We start from the raw sequence: 22808 nt of genomic DNA on the forward strand, positions 1-22808 counted from the left end.
CATGCCCCTCTCTCCCCTGCCCGAAAATGCCGGTCATGCAAACACCTGGTATGCGGCATCGGCCCGCGACAGGCGCATCCGACCGTCGCTGGCTGAAGATCTGCAATGCGATGTGTGTGTCGTTGGCGCTGGCTTCACGGGCGTTTCAGCGGCCCTTGCTCTCGCCGAACGGGGTTTCTCCGTCGTCATTCTGGAAGCGGAACGCATCGGCTTTGGTGCGTCAGGACGAAATGGCGGCCAGATCGTCAACGGCTATAGCCGGGATCTGGCAACAATCTCCGCGCGCTACGGGAAGGATAAGGCCGTCAGGCTGGGTGAAATGTCGCTCGAAGGCGGCGCGATCATTCGCGAGCGGATTTCCCGCTACGCTATCGATTGCGATCTGCGTGAGGGCGGCTTCTTCGCAGCCTTCAGCCAGAAACAGATGCACGAGATGGAGGTGCACAAGCGGGACTGGGAGCGCTACGGCCATCCCGGTCTCGAAATGGTCTCGCGATCCGAGGTGGGAGCCTATGTGCAGACCGATCGCTACACCGGCGGCATGATCGACCGCCTGGGCGGGCATATCCATCCACTCAATCTGGTTCTGGGAGAAGCGAGGGCCTTTGAACAGCAAAACGGCCGCATCTTCGAGCGCTCTCGCGTTCTGCAGATGGACGATGGCGAGCGACCTGTCGTGCGCACGGCCGCGGGTTCCGTGACCTGTGAATACGTTCTGATCTGCGGCAATGCCTACCTCGCACCGCAGTTTCCAGCGATTAGCGAGCGTGTACTCCCCGTCTCGAGCCAGATCATTGCCACAGAGCCGCTCGATCCGGCGCTGGCGCAGTCTCTGCTACCGGCGGATTTCTGCGTCGAGGACGCGAACTATGTGCTGGATTACTTTCGTCGGACAGCCGACAATCGCATTCTCTACGGTGGCGGCATCGGTTACGATGGGCGCGATCCCCACGATATCATTGAAGCAATTCGGCCAAAGATGCTGAAGACGTTCCCGCAACTGACCGATGCGCGTATCGACTTTGCCTGGGGCGGAAACTTTGCCCTGACCTTGACCCGTATTCCCCATGTCGGGCGTCTTTCACCCCGCGTGTATTTTTCCCATGGAGACAGCGGCCATGGTGTAACAACCACGCACCTCCTGGGCCGCATTCTGGGCGAAGCGGTGGCGGGCCATGCGGAACGTTTCGACGTCTGGGCTTCGCTGCCGAATCTGCCCTTCCCCGGAGGAAGCCGCTTGCGCGTGCCGATCACGCAGCTGGGCGCATGGTGGTATGGACTGAGAGACCGATTTGGCATCTGAACGAAGTCAAAAAAACGCCGATGGAGTGACCACCGGCGTTTCAATGATCCAAACTTAATAAACAGCAGGCTTACTTCGACGGACCTTCGTTAAAGCCGACCTTGTCCACCAGTTCCGATGCCTGCTTGCGGTGCTTGGCAATCTCGGTCAACGCAATCGTGTCCGCCTTGAGGGTGCCGAAGGACTTGACGATTGCGGATGGCTCAGCGCCCGTCATGACCGGATACTCGAATACCTGCTCGGCATAGATCTTCTGGCCCTCGACTGACGCCAGGAATTCCATCAGCTTCAGCGCGTTGGCCTTATTCGGTGAGTTCTTGGCAAGCGCCATGCCCGAAACATTCACATGCGTTCCGCGATCCTTGACGTTCGGAAACAGAACCTTGAAGGACTTTGCCCATTCCTTCTCTTCCGGCGCCTTGTCGTTCGTCATCATCAGGCCGACATAATAGGTGTTGCCGAGCGAGATATCGCACTCGCCAGCCATGATGGATTTCGCCTGGCTACGATCATTGCCGTCCGGCTTGCGCGCAAGATTGTTCTTCAGGCCCGTCAGCCATTTCTGCGTATAGTCTGCGCCGTGATGTGCAATCATCGAGGCGAAGAGAGCAATGTTATAGGCATGCTGTCCGTCCCGGATGCAGATCTTGCCCTTCCACTTGGGGTCAGCCAGTTCCTCATAGGTAATCTCGGACTGGGCAACGCGATCCTTGGAGGCATAAACCACGCGACCACGGGTGGTGAGGCCGAACCATTCACCATCCGCATCACGCAGGGATGCCGGAATATCCTTGTTGATGAGCGCATTGTCCTTGACCGGCTGAACCACGCCGCCATCCTTCGCTTCGGTGAGACGCTGGATGTCGATAGTCAGAATGACGTCCGCCGGGGAGTTCACCCCTTCAGCCTTGATACGCTCCACCAGCCCCTTGTCGAGAAACAGGACGTTGGTTGCAATGCCGGTTTCTTTCGTGAAGCGATCAAGAAGCGGCTTGATCAGTTCCGGTTGACGATAGGAATAGATGTTCACCTCTCCTGCGGCATGAGCGACAGTAGACGACATCAGCGCCAGAGCGCCCGCCAAAGCAATGCGCGTGAGTTTTTTCATGAATTTTATCCCTCCACTCATAATTCTGGACTGGCTCATTCAGGAAAAGAGGGGCACAGTCAACTCACGGCCCTGTGAGCCCCCCTTAAGATGAACAAAATTTTCATATTTTGGAATTGTTCAAAAGAAGCTCAAGGCTTATATGTATGTCGAACGGGAAACACGGAGAATGGCATGCGCTTGACCAAGCAGACGAATTACGCCGTACGTATGCTGATGTACTGCGCAGCGAATGATGGCAACCTCAGCCGCATTCCCGAGATCGCCAAGGCCTACGGCGTTTCTGAACTGTTCCTCTTCAAGATCCTGCAACCTTTGACAAAGGCTGGCCTGATCGAGACTGTGCGCGGGCGTAATGGTGGCGTTCGCCTTGGTCGCTCCGCAGACAAAATTTCTCTTTTCGACGTCGTGAAGGTGACAGAAGACAGCTTCGCCATGGCGGAGTGTTTCGAGGATGGCGCTGTGGAATGCCCACTCGTCGATAGCTGCGGCCTTAATTCCGCACTCCGCAAGGCACTCAATGCCTTTTTCGATGTCCTGACGGAATACTCGATCGACGATCTGGTAAAAGCACGTCCCCAGATCAACTTCCTATTGGGGCTCGATGACCTTGCACAGCGCCCGCGTGCAGCTCTGCCGGCTTGACGAACGCATTGCGCGTTCGCCCGTATCAGGGCTGAACGCGAGGGCCAACCCCTTGGCTGGTCTGCCACACAGCACTGCAAGGTGAGAATGTTTTCGAAGGATATCTGGCCGGTTGCCATCACCGCCGTTCTTGGCTCGATGGGCGCCCTGATTGCTTCGGCGCTTTCCCTCCCCGCTCCTTATCTCATCGGACCTGCGGCACTGGTAACGCTTGGCAGCCTGGCTGGGCTTGATCTCAAGGTGCCCCACCTTGTACGCAATATTGCCTTCCTGTCGGTGGGTTTGTCGATGGGATCGGCCGTAACGCCAGAGGTTCTTTCGGCGGCACGAGCATGGCCCCTCAGCTTCATGACCTTGGCGGCCATGTCGCTTGCTCTTCTGCTGATCGTCTATGGCGTACTGAAGGCGGTCTTCCGATACGACCCCATGACATCCATGCTGGCGGCCTGCCCTGGACATCTCAGCTATGTCCTTGCACTGGCTGCGGGGGTCAAAAGCGATCTCGTAAGCGTCGGTATCATTCAGAGCGTGAGAGTTCTGGCCTTGACGCTTCTTGTGCCCTTGTTTGTCGAGATGAGCGCCCCGGGTAGTACGCAAATGCCGGCGCCTTCCACGACAATCGCCTCTCTCGCTCTTTTAATGATGGGAGCGGCGGGCTTCCTGCTTGGTCGGGGCCTGAGCAGGCTTCGCGTACCGGCTGCTCTGCTGGTTGGCGGAATGGTCGTCTCCAGCGCGGCGCACCTCATCCATCTTGTTGAAGGCGGGATCCCGACATGGCTGCAAATTCCGATTTATGTCGTTCTCGGCAGCATGATCGGATCAAGATTTGCGGGCATCAGCCTATCAGACCTGAAGTCGGCTTGTATGGCAGGTTTATCCGTAACCATCATCGCCGGTGTCATTTCGGTCGCCGTTGCATTGGGTGTGTCGCGCATACTTGGCATTCCGTTGCCAGCGGCCCTCATTGCTTTTGCCCCAGGGGGGCTTGAGACCATGGCCGCCATGGCCATTATACTTCATGCCGATCCCGCCTATGTCGGTACGCATCATATTGTAAGACTTATATTTTTGTCATTCCTAATGCCCGCTATGATCGCATGGGTCCGAAACCGCTAAATAATCATCTACAAAAAACCGTATTCAAAAAATGAGATATTGATGGGTTCTTGCAGTTGAACCCCTGTACAACATGAAGTACTGACAGAGATAAGCGCAAACGTTGCAGACGCAGGCGCGAAGCAGAAATTGTGTTTTGATAACCTGTCAGACGTGAGCTTACACGGGCAGTAAGCTATATGAGCGCTCAAGAACAAAGGAATGCTTCTTCTTTACTAAAGAAGTTAAGATTTCCAAAGTTCCGGCGAGCTGCATGCGGGACAGTCGGGATCATCATATGCAATCTGGCAATGTGAAATGTCGATGAAGTTCAGTTTAAATCGTTCGATATGATCTGACTTCGGGGCGAATGGGATGACTGGAGTGATACGGGGTTCTCCAGTTGAAGATGCGTGAGAGGGTTTCGCCAAACGTGCATTCGCAAGCATTCCACAAGGAATACTTGTTATGCTGTCAGGCGTGCCTGTTGAGGGGAGACTTAGAATGGACGCAACGGGAAACCAGATGGTCGACAGGCGTGATGTAGGTTCGCATTTTGCCCTGCGCCGCATTCCGAAGCAGGAACGGAGCCGCGAGCGGATTGATGAGATCCTGAAGGTGGCGATGGACCTAATCGGCCAGAAGGGGATCGACGCGGTAACAATGAAGGAAATTGCCAGCCTGTCAGGCGGGCCGATTGCTTCCGTTTATCAATACTTCCCCAACAAGACGGCAATCATTGCCACACTCTACGAGCGTTATATTTCACAACTGCGTTCTATCCTGGCGGGCGCGCTGCCTCAGATCAACGAAGCGGGCGGAATTGCCGATGCCGCCGAAGAGATGATCACACTCTATGCGAAGTTCGTGCGCTCCCATCCGCATGTTCAGGATCTGATCAATGCAGTACAGGCGGACAAGCTGCTCGAAGATATCGACATCAAGGAAGCGAGGCAGATCGCCGACATGTTCTGCAAGGCTTCGGAGGCCTTCGTTCCGGCCAATCTGCGTGAGGAATTTGTTCGCACCACCTTCGTCATGTGCCACCTGACGGTCAGCATGGTACGACTGGCGATCAAGGTTGCGGACGACGAAGGTGACCAGATCGTGTCCGATTTCACGGCGTCTATTCGTCATCAGTTAAGCCGTTTCGTCATCAAGTGACGTAAACGCGTCCGGTACCAGTATTTTGAATGGCCCTGTCCGACCGGCGGGGCCATGTTCGTTTCAGCAAGACGCATACAGAAAAAGGCGGCTACGGGAGCCGCCTTTATAATCTGACCGACCGATGTTTACTTCATCGTCGGCATGACGAACTGCGCGCCTTCCTTGATGCCGGAAGGCCAGCGGCTGGTCACGGTCTTTGTCCGGGTCCAGAACTTGATGGAATCCGTGCCGTGCTGGTTGAGGTCGCCAAAGGACGAGGACTTCCAGCCACCAAAGGAATGATAGGCCAGCGGAACCGGGATCGGAACGTTGACGCCCACCATGCCGATATTGATACGGCTGGCGAAGTCGCGGGCTGCATCACCATCGCGGGTGTAGATGGCAACGCCGTTGCCGTATTCATGCTTCATCGGCAGATCGAGTGCTTCTTCATAGGTCTTGGCGCGGACGACCGAGAGAACCGGACCGAAGATCTCGGTCTTGTAGATGTCCATGTCCGGCGTCACGTTGTCGAACAGGCAGCCGCCGACGAAATAGCCGTTTTCATAGCCCTGCAGTTTGAAGTCCCGGCCATCGACCACAAGCTTTGCACCTGCTTCGACGCCGCTGTCGATGAGGCCCAGAATGCGATCGCGCGCTTCCTTGGTAACAACAGGTCCAAGGTCTGCCTTGTCATCGGTGTAAGGACCGATGCGAAGGCTTTCCACCATGGGAGCGAGCTTCTCGATGAGGCGGTTCGCCGTATCTTCGCCCACGGGCACAGCGACGGAGATTGCCATGCAACGCTCGCCGGCGGAGCCATAGCCCGCACCCATCAGTGCGTTTGCAGCCTGATCAAGATCGGCATCCGGCATGATGATCATATGGTTCTTGGCACCGCCGAAGCACTGCGCGCGCTTGCCGTTCATGGCCGCCGTTCCGTAGACATAGCGAGCGATCGGCGTAGAACCGACGAAGGAAACGGCGCCGATATCCGGATGCGTCAGGATGCCATCGACAGCCGACTTGTCGCCGTTTACGACGTTGAGAATGCCTTCCGGCAAACCGGCCTCGATCATCAGTTCGGCCAGACGGATCGGAACGGAAGGATCACGCTCGGATGGCTTCAGAATGAAGGCGTTGCCGCAGGCGATTGCCGGCGCAAACATCCACATCGGGATCATGGCCGGGAAATTGAACGGCGTAATGCCGGCACCCACGCCGACAGCCTGACGGATCGAATACATATCGATGTTCGGACCAGCGCCTTCGGTGAACTCGCTCTTGGACAGATGCGGGATACCGATGACGAATTCGCAGACTTCCAGCCCGCGAACGATATCGCCCTTGGCATCTTCGATTGTCTTGCCATGCTCACGCGACAGCATTTCGGCGAGCGAATCCATGTTGTCATTCAGCAATTGAACGAACTTCATGAAAACGCGTGCGCGGCGTTGCGGGTTCATGGCAGCCCATTTCGGCTGTGCAGCCTTGGCGCTGGCAACAGCAGCGTTCAGCTCTTCCTGGCTGGCAAGAGCGACTTCACCCTGCACTTCGCCTGTCGCCGGATTAAAGATGCCCTGCTTGCGACCCGATGTACCGGCGACCTTCTTGCCGTCGATGAAATGTCCGATTTGATACATGGTGTTCCTCCAGTGTTGTGGCCGCAGTATGCGCTTTCATTTGCACAAGACAACACCATGATTTACGCATCCATTGTGCAAATTTTATAGTGCGAGGCAGGCAAAATGGACTGGGATAATGTTCGCATCTTTCTCGCCGTGGCTCGGGAAGGCCAGTTGCTTTCGGCATCTCGAAGGCTCGGACTCAATCATGCAACGCTCGGACGACGCATCAATGCGCTTGAAGAAGAGCTGCGGACACGGCTTCTGATCCGCAAGCCCAGTGGATGCGATCTGACGGCAGAAGGCCATGCCTTTTTCGCGACGGCTGAGCGCATGGAGGCCGAGATGCTGGCGGCGCAGGCACGAGCGGGTAAAGTCGATGCACCGATCGAGGGGATCGTGAGGATCGGCGCTCCGGACGGCTTTGGCGTCTCTTTCCTGGCGCCACGGCTAGGCCCTCTGATGAGACGGCATCCGAACCTGCGCATCCAACTGGTGCCCGTTCCGCGCTCCTTCTCGCTGTCTTCGCGAGAGGCGGATATTGCCATTACCGTCGAGCAACCCTCACAGGGGCGACTGATCTGCGCCCGCCTGACCGATTACACGCTCGGACTATATGCATCCGAGGATTATCTCAGGCGGCACGACGCACCGCGCGATGTTGAAGATCTGCGGCATCATGCCAGGATCGGTTATGTGGAAGATCTGATCTTTTCCCCGTCGCTGAATTTTACCGGTGAAATCATGCGCGACTGGGATGCCCGTTTCGAGATTTCCAGCGCGATCGGTCAGACGGAGGCGGTGCGATCAGGTGCTGGTATTGGCATCCTGCACGATTACATCGCAAGCCAGGTGCCGGAACTGCGCCGTATTCTTCCGGCCATTTCAATTCGTCGCGCCTACTGGACCAATTATCACGAGAGCCTGCGTGACATGGCACGTATCAGGACCGTCGTTTCGTTTCTGCAGGAGATCGTCGGGCAAAACAGATCACGTTTCGTCACCGAATAAAAACTTCAGTCATAAGGGAAAAATGGTACGGTTGGGGGGTCTCGAACCTCCGACCTCAGGTGCCACAAACCTGCGCTCTAACCAACTGAGCTACAACCGCACATCAGGCTGCGGACCGTTCGATCCGCTGCTCTGCGGCGTGACATAAGGGGATTGCGTTGTTTTTGCAAGCCCTTCTTTTGTCTCGCATGCAAAAATGGCCGGACACGAATGTCCGGCCTATCCTTGGGAGGATATGAATATCAGGCAGTCTTGAAGGTAGAGAGCGCCTTTTCAGCCGCTTCCTTGGCAGGCCGGGACACCTCTTCCGAGGCCTTGCGCGCTGTTTCCTGCAAAGCCTTGGCCTGCTCGACAGCCACTTCTGCCTGCTTGCGGATGAAGGCCGTCTGAAGCTCGATGAGCTGCGCTACGGACTTCACACCAAGAAGCGACTCCAGATGTGTCAGCGACAGTTCGGTGTTCGTGCGCAGCGCGTCCACAGCCTTCAGGCCGATTTCCACAGAAGCCGACTGTGCGGTCTGAAGCGTCGCTTCAACAACCTTCGTGGCTTCTTCAGCAGCGTCCTTGACCTTGGTGAAGGCTTCGCGGGACTGTGTTGCGCCCTTCTCGGCGAATTCACGGAAGCTGTCTGTCAGCTTGCTCGGATCGAAGGTCGAGAACGAGAAAATGTCATCAGTTCTGTATGCCATGTGATCTGTCCTTTTTTCGGTGAGCCCCAATCATGAAAGCTCCATGACCTCCCATATAGATCATTCCGTTGTGCGTTGCAATATTTTTGTGCGCTGCACAATAAGATTTTACAGGTTAACCCTGTTCAGGTTTTATTCTCCTGACCACATGGACGCCCGAGGGCTGGGAAGTTACTAACAATGTGTTAATCTACCGTCTTAACAAATGGTGACGGTCCCGGTGCAAGGAAGCTTCATGTCCTCTGTACAGTACCCATTCATTGATCTTGCCGTGCACGAGCGCGTGAGGCTGAACTATGCCGCGGGCAAAGCGGTGATCATCTTTTCGGCTGAGATGGATGAGGTGATCTGGGCCAATGGGGCCGGGGCTCAGCTTTTCGGTCAGGCCAGCATCTATGATCTGATCGAACAGGGGCCACCTGCAACAGAGCTCACCTTCAGGCAGGCCAAGGCCAGCGCACGCCCCTTGCAGAACACCGGAGACACGCGCAGTTTTCTCATTCGCATGACTGCGGGTTTTGACCGGGTGACTGTACAGGCGAATCTGGAACTCATTTCCCTTCCGAACGGCGAACATGCCGTGCTTCTCGCCGTACCGGCCGGCGAGGCGCAACCGGCAAGCCTGACCAGCGCGAGCCAGATGCTGCAGGGCTTTGATGACCCCTCTACCCATATGGCCGTTCTGGACCATCAGGGAGACGTGATCACCGCCTCTTCCGGCTTTTCCGGGCTTGCCTTGTCTTCCCAGACGATACAGTTGCTGGTGAGGCTTGCTGGGTCCGGACCAGACCGACTTATCAAACGCGCCGTACCGACCGATTTCGGAAGCCTGCCGACAGCCATCGCGCGCTTGAGCGATGAGCCAGCTCTTTACCTTGTGATGCTTGTTCAACCCTCCCTAACCGTCGAAGAGGTTGAAGCAGAGACTGGGGTCGCGGAAGATTTTATCGCGGATCAACCGATCGTCAGCGTCAATGTCGCGGACGCTACTTTCGAGACTGCACTTGATGCGGTGACATCCATTGACGACATGGAGGAAGAACTCGACGAGGATCCGGACTTCGTTTCGCAGGGCGATGAAGATCACGCAGACCATGCAGAGATCGTTGACGAGACGGAGACGTCCGCAGCTGTGATCGAGCCTGTAAAGGAGACCGTCGCAAACAGCGCGCTTGTTCCTCAACCCAACGATCCGGAGAGCTCAGCGGCAGAGCCAGCATCTCCGCACCGGCCCGTGCGCCGTGAGACCCGCGCCACACGTTTTGTCTGGAAAATCGATGCCGATGGCTATTTCAGCGAAATCTCGCCGGAACTTGCCGCATCTGTTGGGCCGCACGCCGCAGAAATCGTCGGCCTTTCCTTCACGGACGTGGCTGCCTTGTTCAATCTCGATCCGGAAGGAAAGATTGCCGAATTGCTGAACCGGCGTGACACCTGGTCCGGCAAGACGATCTGGTGGCCTGTGGAGGGTACCTCAGCGGTCGTGCCCATCGATTTGGCCGCGCTTCCAACTTATTCGCGCAATCGGGAATTCGATGGCTTCCGGGGTTTTGGCATCATCCGGCTTGCGGATGCGGAAGAGGATGAGCACGCAATCGGCCTGACTTTCCTGGAAACCGTTTCGGATCCGGTGATTGCGGAGGATAAACCCCAGGTCGAGAGCGTAGTCGAGGAAGCACAGAACGATGCGGACGGCGATGGCATTGATGTGACACCGGTTGTCGTGCCGATGGAATCAGAAGCTGCCCCAGCTGAGACAACAGACGTTGACACCGTGCCGCAGTCCGATGACGCCGCTTTTCAAATGGCAAGCGATGAACGGAGTGATGCGGATGCATCGCAACCCATTGCAGAGACGACGGACGAAAGCACGGACACCGATGACGTGGTAACGGAGGAAGAGGTCGAGGCCTATTATGTCGAGCTCGACGAGTGGGTTCCAGAGGAAGGCGACGAGAGCGCTACACCGACTGACGCGCCTGCTGCGATCAATACCCCGATCCCCCTGCCCGCCTTTGAAAAGCCCGTTCTGCGCATCATCGAAAATCCGGGCCTGCGTTATTCCGATAAGGTTATCCGTTTTGACGAACGGCGGAGCAATCTGCAGGATGGCCTGACGGCGGGCGAACAGGCGGCGTTTCGCGAGATCGCCCGGAAGTTGGACGCCTTTCGTCGCGGTGAGGATCCGAAGGCGGAGAAGCCGAAATTAACGGCGGAGGAACAACAGGATCGGCGACCGAACGACGTGCAGGCAATGGACGCTCCCGAGACGGAGGCAGATGGCGAAGTTGCGCCGATTGTTGCTCCTCCGGCCGCATCCTTTGCGCCCCGCTCGCTGCTCGAAGCTGACGAGGACCAGGCTCTGGATGCCGGAACGGCTCAGCCAGAAGAAACCGGCACGGACAACCTTCCGGAGCCTGTCGCATCCGATCTCGAATCAGATGATGAGGCTGATCTCGACGAGCAGGCAGAAGAAAATGACGCGCCCAAGGATGGCGAGACCGCTGCCGAAGACGACCGGATCTCGCTTGCGGAAGCCTATGCACAAGCCATTCCCTTGCGTCCCCGGCCTGAATTGACAGCCGAGATCATCGATCAGATGCCTGTCGCTCTGCTTGTCCATAGCGGCGACACCCTTATCCACGCCAACCCGGAGTTCCTGCGCCTCACGGGCTATGCGGGTCTCGAGGATCTTAACGCCGTTGGCGGTCTTGATGCGCTTTTGCAGCGTCAGGATCTCGACGATAAAACGCACGAAGCTGGCGGCATGGTTGTTGTTCGCGAGGATGATTCCATCGTTCCCGTGACGGCGCGGTTGCAATCTGTTCGCTACGATGGCGCAACGGCTCTCATTCTTGCCTTGATGCCGAGCCAGGCCACTGTGGAGGTGACAGAGCCTTCCACAGACGCGGCACCGGACCTGTCAGCGGAGGCGTTTGAAGCGCAGGCGCGGCAGGCAGGCGAGATTTCCCGTCTGCAGGTCGAAGTCGAGGAATTGCGGGCGATCCTGGATACTGCGACGGACGGCGTCGTTCTGATTGGCGCCGACGGTACGATCCGTTCCATGAACCGGGCTGCCAATGCGTTGTTCAACTACGATAACGAGCAGACCAGCGGAAGACCCTTCGTCATGCTGTTTGCCCATGAGAGCCAGAAATCCGTTCTCGATTACCTGCATGGTCTCAGCAGCCACGGCGTCGTCAGCCTGTTGAACGATGGGCGCGAAGTGATCGGCCGCGAGGCAGGCGGCGGCTTCGTGCCACTGTTCATGACGATCGGCAAGCTGACGTCCTCCAACGGCTATTGCGCGGTGATCCGTGACATCACCCAGTGGAAGCGCACCGAAGACGAACTTCGCAGCGCAAAGCGTGCGGCTGAAACGGCCAATGCCCATAAAAGTGACTTTCTCGCCCATGTCAGCCACGAGATCCGGACACCGCTCAATGCTATTATCGGCTTCGCCGACATGATGGCGACCGAGCGCCTCGGCCCAATCGGACATGCGCGCTATATCGAATACGCCAATGATATCGGCCGGTCCGGTCGCCATGTTCTCGACATCGTCAACGATCTCCTGGATATTTCCAAGATCGAGGCAGGCGAGATGGAACTGGATTTCGTTTCCGTTGGGCTCAACGAGACGATTGCTGAAGCTGTTTCGCTTGTTCAGCCGCAGGCAAATACCCAGCGCGTCATTATTCGCACGGCGCTCAGCCATTCGGTGCCGCCAGTGGTGGCAGATCTTCGCTCGGTCAAGCAGATCGCCCTCAACATCCTGTCCAACGCCATTCGCTTCACGCCATCCGGGGGACAGATCGTGGTCTCCACGTCCTATGAAGCCAATGGCAGCGTGGTGCTGCGGGTGCGCGACACGGGCATCGGGATGACACGCTCCGAACTCGAGCTGGCAATGAAGCCGTTCCGACAGGTGGCTAGCGCTTCGCGAAAGCGTGGCGACGGAACTGGACTAGGTCTGCCTCTGACTAAGGCTATGGTAGACGCCAATCGCGCCGTGTTTACCATCCATTCGGCACCAAACGAGGGAACCCTGGTTGAGATTACCTTTCCATCGCCGCGTGTGCTGGCAAATTGAACGGATCGCGTGGGACGGCATTCCGATTCCTGATGTCTTGATGTAGAGGGACCGGACGAACAAGGGATGCCGGTTTTGCCTCCAGCCAGTCATGATTATCCGCGCGTGGTGAAGGAAGAGACACGCTCGCTCGCCGTTCTGGCAGTGCTCATCGCACTGATATCAGCAATGCCGCTCGGCGCGGTGGTCTGGATCGCCTTTTCCGGCAGTACGGATAGCCTTTCTCATGTCTTCGTCAATGTCTTGCCAAAGGCCGCGAGCCGGACGTTTCTCCTCGTGGGCATGACCGGAGTGCTCAGTGCCCTCTTCGGTATCGCAACCGCATGGCTCGTGACGACATTCGAATTTCCATTGAGGCGCATCCTTTCGGTCGCTCTCGTCTTGCCGCTTGCGATACCCTCCTACATCGCAGCCTATACCTTCGTGGAGTTCCTGGATTACACAGGGCCTCTCCAGACCGCCCTTCGCTCGACCCTTGGCTTCAAGACGGCGAGAGACTACTGGTTTCCAGATATACGGTCACTTGGTGGCGCTGTGCTGATCCTGTCCAGCGTGCTTTACCCCTATATCTATCTCGCCTGCCGGGCGACATTCCTGATGCAGGGGCGCGCGGCAAGCGATGTAGCGCGCACGCTGGGTTCGGGGCTCTGGCGAACGCTCTGGCGGATCCAACTTCCGATGGCGAGACCGGCCATTGTGATCGGCCTGACCCTGGTTGCGATGGAAACGCTGAATGATATCGGCGCGGTTGAATATCTCGGCGTCAACACGATCACCTTCTCGATCTACGACAGCTGGCTCAACCGCGGTAGTTTGTCCGGTGCTGCACAGCTGGCACTCGTGCTACTTGCCGTTGTCATCGTTCTGATCTCCATCGAGCGGATCGCACGGCGCCGACAGCGCTTTTCCGCAAACCGGACGACATCCAGCGTGAATGACCACGTGCGGCGTCCGCTTGGCCTCGGGAGTGGCTGGCTGGCAGCTATCGCCTGTCTTCTGCCTGTTGCGCTGGGCTTCCTTCTCCCCTTCGCAATGCTGGTGCATTATGCAAGCATTCGGCTGGAGCTGCTTGCAGAACCGAAACTGATCAAGGCCTTGTGGAACAGCGTGCAGGTTTCCGGCGCCGCAGCACTGGCAACGGTGATCATCGGCTTTATGCTCGCCTACACTCACCGCAAGGACACGAGCCATTCAACCCGGTTGGCTGGCCGTATCGCGTCACTCGGCTACGGCATGCCGGGAACCGTGCTTGCGATTGGCGTCCTGTTCCCACTCGCCGCCTTCGACAACACGCTCGATGCAATCCTGCGTGCGCATCTGGGTATTTCCACAGGCCTTCTTCTGTCGGGCTCCGGCTTCGCCATTTTCTATGCATGCAGCGTGCGCTTCCTGACGATGGCGGAAGGCACAATCGATGCCGGATTCCAGAAGCTTTCGCCGCATCTCGATATGGCAGCAAGAACCCTGGGCCGCAACCGGCGGCAAACACTGCTGTTTGTTCTTCTTCCGAATATGCGACCTGCGCTTCTGACCGCCGGCCTCTTCGTGTTCGTCGAGACCATGAAGGAACTCTCGGCCACGATCCTGCTGCGCCCCTTCAACTTCAACACGCTGGCGACGCTGGTCTATGAGGACGCATCAAGAGCGCAAGTTGAAGATGCATCTGTCGCCGCCCTCATAATCGTGCTGGTCGGTCTCATTCCGGTTCTTTTTGTATCCAGAACAATGGAGCGCTAAGGATCACCGGACCGGACAAAGGCCGTAAGAACCACATTGCGCACAGAAAAAAAGGCAGCCGGAGCTGCCTTTGAGTTTAAGGTATGCTGATGGATTGTCTCCAGAGCGACCCATAATGACAATTCTCTTGCCGCCTCATGAGCCGATGCCCGATCGTCTCCGCTGCGCCTTAACAAGACATTAAAATACGACACCTTGTTATGATGGATGGATCATTGGTTCACAAGATGACAACTTCGCTCTACAATGAAACAAGATCCCATTTCGGATCATGATTTCAGGGCATCCAGATCGGAGAAGAGATCCAGCGCCTCCGGGTTGGCCAAGGCTTCCTTGTTCTTGACCGGGCGACCATGGACAACTTCCCTCACGGCAAGCTCTACGATCTTGCCGGACTTGGTGCGGGGAATATCCGTGACAGCGATGATCCTGGCAGGCACGTGGCGCGGTGTACAGCCGGTGCGGATACGGTTCTTGATGGCCGCCGCCAGATTGTCGTCGAGCGTGTAGCCATTGGCCAGACGCACGAAGAGTATGACCCGGACATCATCGTCCCAGTCCTGACCGATGCACAGCGCTTCCAGCACTTCCGGCATCTGCTCAACCTGGTTGTAGATTTCTGCAGTGCCGATGCGCACGCCACCCGGATTGAGGGTCGCATCTGAACGGCCATGAATGATAAGCCCGCCATGGCTGGTCCACTCGGCAAAGTCGCCATGGCACCAGACATTGTCGAAACGCTCGAAATAGGCGGCGCGATATTTCTTGCCGTCCGGATCGTTCCAGAACATCACCGGCATAGATGGGAAGGCTTTCGTGCAGACAAGCTCGCCCTTCTCGCCGCGCACGGATTGCCCGTCATCGTTCCAGACATCCATTGCCAGTCCAAGACCTGGCCCCTGGATCTCGCCGCGCCAGACAGGCTTGAGAGGATTGCCAAGCACGAAGCAGGACACGATGTCGGTGCCTCCAGAGATGGAAGCCAAGTGCACGTCCTTTTTTATGCCTTCGTAGACGAAGGTGAAACCCTCCGGAGACAGAGGCGATCCCGTTGAGGTGATCAGGCGCAAGGCGCTCAGATCGTGCGATTTCATCGGCTCCAGACCGCTTTTGCGGACCGCGTCGATATATTTGGCGGAAGTGCCGAATACGGCGAATTTCTCCTGTGCGGCATAGTCGAACAGCACGCTTCCGTTCGGCGCAAACGGAGACCCGTCGAAAAGGCAGAGCGTTGCACCGGCGGCGAGGCCGGAGGCCAGCCAGTTCCACATCATCCATCCGCATGTAGTATAATAGAACAGGCGGTCGCCAGGCTGGATGCCGCAGTGAAGAACATGTTCCTTCAAATGCTGCAAAAGGGTGCCACCGGCAGAGTGCACGATGCACTTCGGAACTCCAGTGGTGCCGGAGGAGAACAGGATGTAGAGCGGGTGCGAAAAGGGAAGTTGCCGGAACTCAAGCGGCTCGACCGCAAAACCTTCGACAAATTGCTCAAGCGTCCGCGCATTCGGAAAAGACCCTGCCAATGCGGCGGCATCTCCCGCATAGGGAACGATCAGAACTGGCACATTGAGTTCAGCGGCCACATCCCGCACCTTGGCAGAGACATCCTGCAGCTTGCCATTGTACCAGTAGCCGTCGCAGGTGATGAACAGCTTCGGTTCGATCTGGCCGAACCGGTCCAGCACACCTTGCGAACCAAAATCGGGCGAGCAGGACGACCAGATGGCACCGAGAGATGTTGCCGCAAGCATGCAGGCGATCGTTTCCGGAAGGTTCGGCATCATGGCTGCGACGCGATCGCCCTCGCCGATACCCATTGCCGCAAACGCCTGCTGTAGGCGCGAAACCCGACCTTTCAACTCATCCCAGCTCCAGCGATAGGATACCTTGTCCTCACCCCGGAAAATCAGGGCGTCCGCTTCACCAGATTGCTTGAGAAGATTCTGGGCGAAGTTCAGCCGCGCCTCAGGAAAAAAGCGTACCTCCAGCATACGACCGTCATCAATGAGAGCCGTTTCGCCTTTCTCTCCCTCGACGCTGCAAAAATCCCATATTGATGACCAGAACTCGCCGCGGTTTTCGACGGACCAAGACTGAAGCGCATCTATGTCCGCAAACACTGTCCCCGACCTTGAACTCAACCATGACATGTAGCGCGACAAAGGTTCAGCTTTTTTGCGCTCCTCGGTCGGAATCCATAGCGGCATTTCCTTCGTCATCAGCATCTCCCTCCAAATAGGTCACGCAGCTATAGCATGTTGCACTGCATGATAAAGACCTCGAACCGCTGTTGTTTGCAAGGCAGCAATAAATCCGGTAACCCACAAGGCAAACCACATTGCGACACAATCTAAACACGTGAAAATTCAGTCTATGTACCAGAACCTGCTCCGCACCACGCCGGTCCGAATTGCCCTTGCGGCGAGTGGGCTCGTGCTTGTCTTGCTGGTTTTGTTCCGCCTGCTTTCGCCTCTGCTTGTTTCCTCCGATCTCGTTCGTGAGCGGATGGAAAGCTCTGTCGAGGAATGGCTGGGCCATGATGTGGTGATACGGGGGGCGCCGGTCCTTAGTTTCTGGCCTCGGCCAGTCGTCAGGATCGATGACATCGCTATTCGCGAGACAGATGGGCCGGATGCGTCCGTGCTCGGTCATGTTGCCTCGCTTTCGGCACGCTTCAACATCTGGGATGCGCTGCGAGGAAAGCCGATATTCCAGGATTTTACCCTGACGGAACCACAAATCTTCCTGCGCCAGAAGGAGGATGGTTCGCTGAACTGGAGTTCGGATGGCCTTCTCGGCCAGACATTGCGCAAGACAGGCCAGGCTCAGCCTACCGCCGAGAGCCAGTTGCGGCTTGAACGCGACCCGGTGATTGGCGACATCTCGATCGTGTCGGGCTCTCTGCGAATTGAAGACCGGACCGGACGCTCTGTTCTGATCGATAAGATCGAGGGCAGCCTCGACTGGCCCCGACTCTCAAGATCCGCTCGCCTTCGAATCGATGCCATCGCGAATAAAGAGCCTGTGTCGCTGGATGTCAGCGCCGTGAATCCGCTGCTGCTGCTCGCCGGAAGGGGCAGCGAGGTGGATGCCACACTGCAGTCTTCGCTGGTAACAGCAAGCTTCAGCGGCACTGCGGATCTGCAGCGTTATGCCTTCATGTCTGGCGACCTGAAGATTTCCGTGCCCAGGGTCGCAGAGGCGGTGACATGGGGACATATCCCCGTCCACATCGCTGACCGGCTGACCAATTTCTCGCTGACGGCCAAACTGCTGACGATCGGAAACGTTCTGCGTTTCGACCAGCTTTCTGTCGCAGCGAACGGCACCAAAGGCACCGGGGTCATGGATCTGGCCATGGCGACAGGGTCCAATCCTCCCCGCCTGACCGGTACTCTCGCCTTCGATATCATTGATCTTGCGCGACTCGGACATGTGATTGCCAGCGAGGAGCAAACCATTGGCGCCGATAAAGTCAAGCGAGCCTCGCTTCTCGAACGTCAGATCGGTCTCGATGTGCGGTTTTCGGCAGCCTCGGCGACACTCGGACCCGTGACATTGGAGAATGCCGCTGTCAGCATCGTTTCGAATGCAAGCCAGACGCAAATCGAGGTTCTGGACAGCGACCTCTTCAAAGGAAGCCTGACAGGCGAACTGACCTTGCTTCAGGTTCCGGAGCTTTCCACAAAGCTGAGGATTGCCGCAAAGGATGTCGATCTTGGCAGCCTTGGAAAAGCGCTTGCCTGGTCTTCGCCCTCCATCAGCGGGACGGGGAGTTTGCAAGCCAGAATGAAGCTTTCGAAGACGCTACTACAGACCTCTCCCGACGACGTGACGGGCGATTTTCGCTTTCAGGCGAAATCGGGAAGCATTGGGGGGCTCGATCTCTCGAGGCTCATGACGCTGGCCGGGGGAACTTCGTATTTCTCCCTCCAGCAGGCAGGTCAAAGTTCCAGCAGTTTCGAAACACTGGAAGCGGTGGGCAAGATCAACGGCAGCAGCGCCGAAATCAGTTCTGCATTCATCGCTGTCGCACCCTACCGGCTCAGCCTGGCGGGTGTCATTCCCTATGAAACCCGGAGCCTGTCGCTTTCGGGCACAATCGAGAACGGAGCGACCAGCCATAGGCTGTTCATCGGCGGTGCGTGGCCGAACCCGGTCATCTGGCCCATGCATGAACAGTTTGCCCCCCCCGGAACCTCAAGGCCCTAGGGGAATTCAGGTGGCCGCGCGAATGGCATCATGCTCGTCGCGGATGCGGCGCAGTTCTGTCCGTTTGGAACTGATGGATGCGCAAATCACGCCGATCGTCACGAAACCGATCAAGATCGTACAGATGGCATTGATTTCCGGCGTCACGCCCAGGCGAACCTGCGAATAGATCTTGATGGGAAGCGTGGTGGCTCCGGGCCCGGTAGTGAAGCTTGCGATCACCAGATCATCCAGCGAGAGCGTGAAGGCCAGCATCCAGCCTGAGATGATGGCCGGCGCGATGAGCGGCAGCGTGATGCGGAAGAAGGTCTTGACCGGTGGGCAGCCGAGATCCATAGCCGCCTCTTCCAGAGATCGATCGAAGGTCAGCAGGCGCGACTGTACGATGATTGCCACATAGCACATGGTGAAGGTGGTATGGGCGATCGTGACCGTCCAGAAACCGCGGTCGATGTTCATGGCCACAAAAAGAAGCAACATCGACAGACCGGTAATGACTTCCGGCATGACGAGTGGCGCATAGATCATCCCGGTAAAGGGAACACGTCCCGGGAAGCGCGGAAAGCGCACCAGCGTCAGGGCTGCAAGCGTTCCGAGGATCGTGCCGAGTGTCGCGCTCAGCATCCCGACCCGCGCTGTGACCCAGGCAGCATCCATGAGCCCCTGGTTGCTCCAAATCACCTTGTACCACTCCAGCGAAAAGCCGCCCCAGACGGTAACAAGCTTGGACGCGTTGAACGAATAGACGATGAGAATGATGATCGGGATATAGAGAAAGGCGAAGCACAGCGTCAGGACGGTGCTGTCGAAGCGGGACGGTTTCATGTCACGTCACCTTCCGCTGCTGGTTCTGGAAGATGACGATGGGAACGACCAGCGCAAGCAGCAGCAGAACGGCAACGGCCGACGCAAGAGGCCAATCGCGGTTGCCGAAGAACTCGGTCCAGAGCGTCTTGCCGATCATCAGAGTGCTCGCACCGCCCAGAAGATCGGGGATCACGAATTCGCCGGTGATCGGAATGAAGCAGATCATGGAACCTGCGATGACACCCGGCAACGACAGCGGAAACGTGATGCGCCAGAACGCTTTCCAGGGCGGGCACCCAAGGTCGCTTGCTGCCTCCAGAAGCGTGCCATCCATTTTTTCCAGCGCCGCGTAAAGCGGAAGGACCATGAAGGGCAGATAGGAATAAACGATGCCGATGAAGACCGCCCAATCGGTGCGATAGATTTGTACCTGATCGTCCGGCCCCAAAATGTGGAGCGTCTGAAGCAGAAGCGTCAGCAGGCCCTCCGGTTTCAGGATGCCGATCCAGGCATAGACGCGAATAAGAAAGGAGGTCCAGAAGGGCAAAATGACCAGCATCATCAGCGTTGGCCGGATGGTGCTGGGTGCCCGCGCCATGGCCAGCGCCATGGGATAGCCGATCAGCAGAAGCAGGAGCGTCGAGATGAAGGCAATACGCAGGGAGGAGAGATAGGCATCGAGATAGAGCGGGTCCTCGGCCAGGAAGCTGTAGTTATCGAGATCCAGCCCGCCGAAAAACGAGCCGATATCACCAAAGCCTTGGAATACCGGCGTATAGGGCGGCATGGCAATGGCCGTATCCGACAGAGATATCTTCAAAATGATGAAGAAGGGCGCGGCAAAGAACAGCACAAGCCAGATGTAGGGTATGGCCACGACGAGCCAGCGGGCGGGACTACGATGGGTCGGGGCTGAAATCTCTGCCATGGCTTCACCCCTAGCGCGTCAAGACGAGGCCAGCATCAAGCGGCCAGGTAAGCCAGACAATGTCGCCGAAGGTAATGGGCCGATCGACGAGACGCAACACATTGGCCTGCGCCGCACGAACGACACGCCCATCGACAAGCTTGACGAGGAAGACGGAAAAATCTCCCAGATAGCCGATATCCCAGACCTCGCCATGGACGGCATTGATATGGACATCCGCGGGCTGATTCAACGAGATGCGTACCTTTTCAGGCCTTATGGCGAAGGCGACGGATGTGCCCGCAGCAGCTGCGCATTCCTGCTCCACGGCGATGGAAACGCCTTGGCTATCCAGTCTGACGACCGGTGGATGACCTGGCTGCAGGACCTCACCCGTGTTTGCCACAACGGCACACTCCAGAATGTTGATATCGCCAATGAACTCGGCGACATAGCGGGTGTTCGGCGCCTCATAGATTTCGGCGGGCGTCGCAACCTGCATCACGACGCCCTTGTCCATCACCGCAATCCGATCGGATACGGTCATTGCCTCTTCCTGATCGTGGGTGACGATCAGGAATGTCAGTCCGAGCGTATGCTGGATATCCATCAGTTCGAACTGCGTTTCCTCGCGTAGCTTCCGGTCGAGAGCACCCAACGGCTCGTCCAGCAGCAGAACCTTCGGGCGCTTGGCAAGCGAGCGCGCCAGCGCAACACGCTGGCGCTGTCCGCCGGAAAGCTGTGCGGGCTTGCGCTTGGCAAACGCTTCCAGCTTCACCAGCTTCAGCATCTCATCGACACGCGCCGAAATTTCGCCCTTCGGCAAGCCATCCTGCTCCAGGCCGAACGCGATGTTCTTCTCGACCGTCATATGCGGGAAGAGCGCATAGCTCTGAAACATCATATTGGTCGGGCGCTTGTAGGGTGGCGTGTTGGCGAGATCCCTGCCCTGCAACAGGATGCGGCCCTCGGTTGGCGCCTCAAAGCCCGCGAGCATGCGCATCAGCGTGGTCTTGCCGCAGCCTGACGGCCCCAGGAGCGAGAAGAATTCCCGCTCATAGATGTCGAGCGAGAGGTTATCGACCGCGACGAAATCGCCGTAACGCTTGGTGATGTTCTCAAAGCGGATGAAGGGCACTGCATGCGGCTCGGTCCAGGGAGAGAATTTGCGCTTTACCGGTCCCAAAGATCTGGCCATGCCTGAGCCCCTGCTTCACCCAAAAGTTTCACATTGCCGGAACCTCCGGCAATGTGTTCGTTCAAAGCTTATTTGCCGGTCTTGATCGACGTCCACTCGCGGTTCAGGACGCGCTGGGCCTTGGGATCGTAGGGCGAGATGGTGAAGAGCTTTCCGAGCGTCGCCTCGTTCGGATAGACCGACGGGTTCTTGGCGACGGATTCGTCGATGAACTTCTGCGAGGCGAGGTTGCCGTTGGCGTATTGAACGAAGTTTGATGCCTTGGCGATCACCTCCGGCTTCATGAGGTAGTTGATGAAGGCATGCGCTTCCTCGACATGCTTGGCATCTGCCGGGATCGCCAGATTGTCGAACCACATGTAGGTGCCTTCCTTCGGGATCACGTACTTCACCTTCACGCCGTTCTTGGCTTCAACAGCGCGCTTCTTTGCCTGGAGAATATCTCCCGACCAGCCGATGGTGATGCAGGTATCTCCGTTCGCCAGTTCATCGATATAGGCAGAAGAGTTGAAGCTCTTCACATAGGGGCGGATCTTCCTGAAGACCTCGCCACCGGCGACCAGATCGGCTGAGGCCTTGCTGTCCGCATTCCTGCCGAGATAGTTCATGGCAATTGCAAAGGTTTCGTCGGACGCATCCAAAATATTGATGCCACAGGCTTTCAGCTTCTTGGCGTTTTCCGGCTTGAAGAGAACATCCCAGCTGTCGATCGGGACATCACCGAGAGCCGCCTTTACCTTGTCGACATTATAGCCGATGCCGGTGGTGCCCCACATATAGTTGACGGCAAACTGATTGCCGGGATCATACTTCGCCAGGCGCTCCATGACCTGCGGCCACATGTTGGAGAGGTTCGGCAGCTTGGACTTGTCCAGCTTCTGGAAGACGCCGGCGCTGATCTGGCGGGCAAGGAACGGCCCGGTGGGCACCACGACATCGTAACCCGAGCCGCCTGCCAGAAGCTTTGTCTCGACGATCTCGTTATTGTCGAAGACGTCATAGACAACCTTGATGCCAGTTTCCTTGGTGAAGTCCTCCAGGATCGATTCATCGATATAGTCGGACCAGTTGTAGACATGAACCACACGTTCCTGCGCCAATGCCATGGTCGGGAGGGCGGAGGTCGTGAGGATTGTCGTCGCCAAAGCGGCGCCGACAGCGACGATGCGCAAGGTGGTCTGTCTCATAACAACTCCTCTTCCAATCTTCTCCGGCTTCGCGTCGAACGC

16 protein-coding genes and 1 tRNA gene are annotated in these 22808 nt (G+C 57.3%); 8 read left to right on the top strand and 9 right to left on the bottom strand.

Going from position 1 to position 22808, the window contains the following annotated elements; translation table 11 throughout:
- Nucleotide 1: 1 nt before the first annotated feature.
- A complete protein-coding gene (locus tag E8M78_RS14285) occupies nucleotides 2-1303 on the top strand; it encodes an FAD-binding oxidoreductase (protein ID WP_137135653.1) in 1302 nt (433 codons plus the stop codon).
- 70 nt (nucleotides 1304-1373) lie between these two features.
- On the opposite strand, the gene E8M78_RS14290 is transcribed toward E8M78_RS14285, so the two are convergent.
- Nucleotides 1374-2366 carry a Fe(3+) ABC transporter substrate-binding protein gene (locus tag E8M78_RS14290; protein WP_246658344.1) on the bottom strand — a complete coding sequence of 331 codons (993 nt, stop codon included), beginning with the start codon at nucleotides 2364-2366 and terminating at the stop codon, nucleotides 1374-1376.
- Nucleotides 2367-2585: 219 nt separating this feature from the next.
- Between E8M78_RS14290 and rirA the strand changes: the two genes are divergently transcribed.
- The 3 genes from rirA (at nucleotide 2586) to E8M78_RS14305 (ending at nucleotide 5315) form a co-directional block, all read left to right on the top strand.
- On the top strand, nucleotides 2586-3056 hold the full coding sequence (gene rirA / locus E8M78_RS14295) for an iron-responsive transcriptional regulator RirA (protein ID WP_137135655.1): 471 nt from the start codon (nucleotides 2586-2588) through the stop codon (nucleotides 3054-3056).
- Between the two features lie 87 nt (nucleotides 3057-3143).
- Complete coding sequence (locus E8M78_RS14300) at nucleotides 3144-4172, top strand: AbrB family transcriptional regulator (protein ID WP_137135656.1); 1029 nt, start codon at nucleotides 3144-3146, stop codon at nucleotides 4170-4172.
- 483 nt (nucleotides 4173-4655) lie between these two features.
- Entirely contained in the window at nucleotides 4656-5315 is a 660-nt protein-coding gene (locus tag E8M78_RS14305) for a TetR family transcriptional regulator (RefSeq protein ID WP_246658322.1), read from the top strand.
- Between the two features lie 128 nt (nucleotides 5316-5443).
- On the opposite strand, the gene E8M78_RS14310 is transcribed toward E8M78_RS14305, so the two are convergent.
- Entirely contained in the window at nucleotides 5444-6940 is a 1497-nt protein-coding gene (locus tag E8M78_RS14310) for a CoA-acylating methylmalonate-semialdehyde dehydrogenase (RefSeq protein WP_137135657.1), read from the bottom strand.
- Nucleotides 6941-7045: 105 nt separating this feature from the next.
- Between E8M78_RS14310 and E8M78_RS14315 the strand changes: the two genes are divergently transcribed.
- On the top strand, nucleotides 7046-7933 hold the full coding sequence (locus E8M78_RS14315; RefSeq protein ID WP_137135658.1) for a LysR family transcriptional regulator: 888 nt from the start codon (nucleotides 7046-7048) through the stop codon (nucleotides 7931-7933).
- 23 nt (nucleotides 7934-7956) lie between these two features.
- On the opposite strand, the gene E8M78_RS14320 is transcribed toward E8M78_RS14315, so the two are convergent.
- Together E8M78_RS14320 and E8M78_RS14325 are read right to left on the bottom strand one after the other, a co-directional pair.
- A tRNA-His gene (locus E8M78_RS14320) sits at nucleotides 7957-8033 on the bottom strand.
- A gap of 142 nt (nucleotides 8034-8175) precedes the next feature.
- Entirely contained in the window at nucleotides 8176-8622 is a 447-nt protein-coding gene (locus E8M78_RS14325) for a phasin (RefSeq protein ID WP_137135659.1), read from the bottom strand.
- 235 nt (nucleotides 8623-8857) lie between these two features.
- Here E8M78_RS14325 and E8M78_RS14330 point away from each other — a divergent pair, with 235 nt between their 5' ends.
- Together E8M78_RS14330 and E8M78_RS14335 are read left to right on the top strand one after the other, a co-directional pair.
- A complete protein-coding gene (locus tag E8M78_RS14330) occupies nucleotides 8858-12715 on the top strand; it encodes an ATP-binding protein (protein WP_137135660.1) in 3858 nt (1285 codons plus the stop codon).
- 66 nt (nucleotides 12716-12781) lie between these two features.
- Nucleotides 12782-14452, top strand: coding sequence for an iron ABC transporter permease (locus E8M78_RS14335; protein WP_137135661.1), 1671 nt, complete (start codon nucleotides 12782-12784; stop codon nucleotides 14450-14452).
- 269 nt (nucleotides 14453-14721) lie between these two features.
- On the opposite strand, the gene E8M78_RS14340 is transcribed toward E8M78_RS14335, so the two are convergent.
- Entirely contained in the window at nucleotides 14722-16674 is a 1953-nt protein-coding gene (locus E8M78_RS14340) for an acetoacetate--CoA ligase (RefSeq protein WP_137135662.1), read from the bottom strand.
- Between the two features lie 139 nt (nucleotides 16675-16813).
- On the opposite strand from E8M78_RS14340, the gene E8M78_RS14345 reads away from it, so the two are divergent.
- A complete protein-coding gene (locus E8M78_RS14345; protein WP_137135663.1) occupies nucleotides 16814-18667 on the top strand; it encodes an AsmA family protein in 1854 nt (617 codons plus the stop codon).
- A gap of 6 nt (nucleotides 18668-18673) precedes the next feature.
- On the opposite strand, the gene E8M78_RS14350 is transcribed toward E8M78_RS14345, so the two are convergent.
- The 4 genes from E8M78_RS14350 to E8M78_RS14365 all read right to left on the bottom strand — a co-directional run bounded on the left by E8M78_RS14350 (nucleotide 18674) and on the right by E8M78_RS14365 (nucleotide 22685).
- On the bottom strand, nucleotides 18674-19492 hold the full coding sequence (locus E8M78_RS14350; protein ID WP_137135664.1) for an ABC transporter permease: 819 nt from the start codon (nucleotides 19490-19492) through the stop codon (nucleotides 18674-18676).
- A gap of 1 nt (nucleotide 19493) precedes the next feature.
- Nucleotides 19494-20402, bottom strand: a complete 909-nt coding sequence (locus tag E8M78_RS14355; protein ID WP_137135665.1) for an ABC transporter permease subunit — start codon at nucleotides 20400-20402, stop codon at nucleotides 19494-19496.
- Between the two features lie 10 nt (nucleotides 20403-20412).
- The gene (locus tag E8M78_RS14360; RefSeq protein ID WP_137135666.1) at nucleotides 20413-21579 is read right to left on the bottom strand and encodes an ABC transporter ATP-binding protein; all 1167 of its coding nucleotides are present in this window, start codon (nucleotides 21577-21579) and stop codon (nucleotides 20413-20415) included.
- A 68-nt stretch (nucleotides 21580-21647) separates the two neighbouring features.
- Nucleotides 21648-22685 (bottom strand): polyamine ABC transporter substrate-binding protein, encoded by a 1038-nt coding sequence (locus tag E8M78_RS14365; protein WP_137135938.1) that lies wholly within the window; start codon nucleotides 22683-22685, stop codon nucleotides 21648-21650.
- Between the last annotated feature and the right edge of the window lie 123 nt (nucleotides 22686-22808).

Source organism: Rhizobium sp. FKY42 (genome assembly GCF_005222835.1).
Taxonomy (GTDB): domain Bacteria; phylum Pseudomonadota; class Alphaproteobacteria; order Rhizobiales; family Rhizobiaceae; genus Neorhizobium.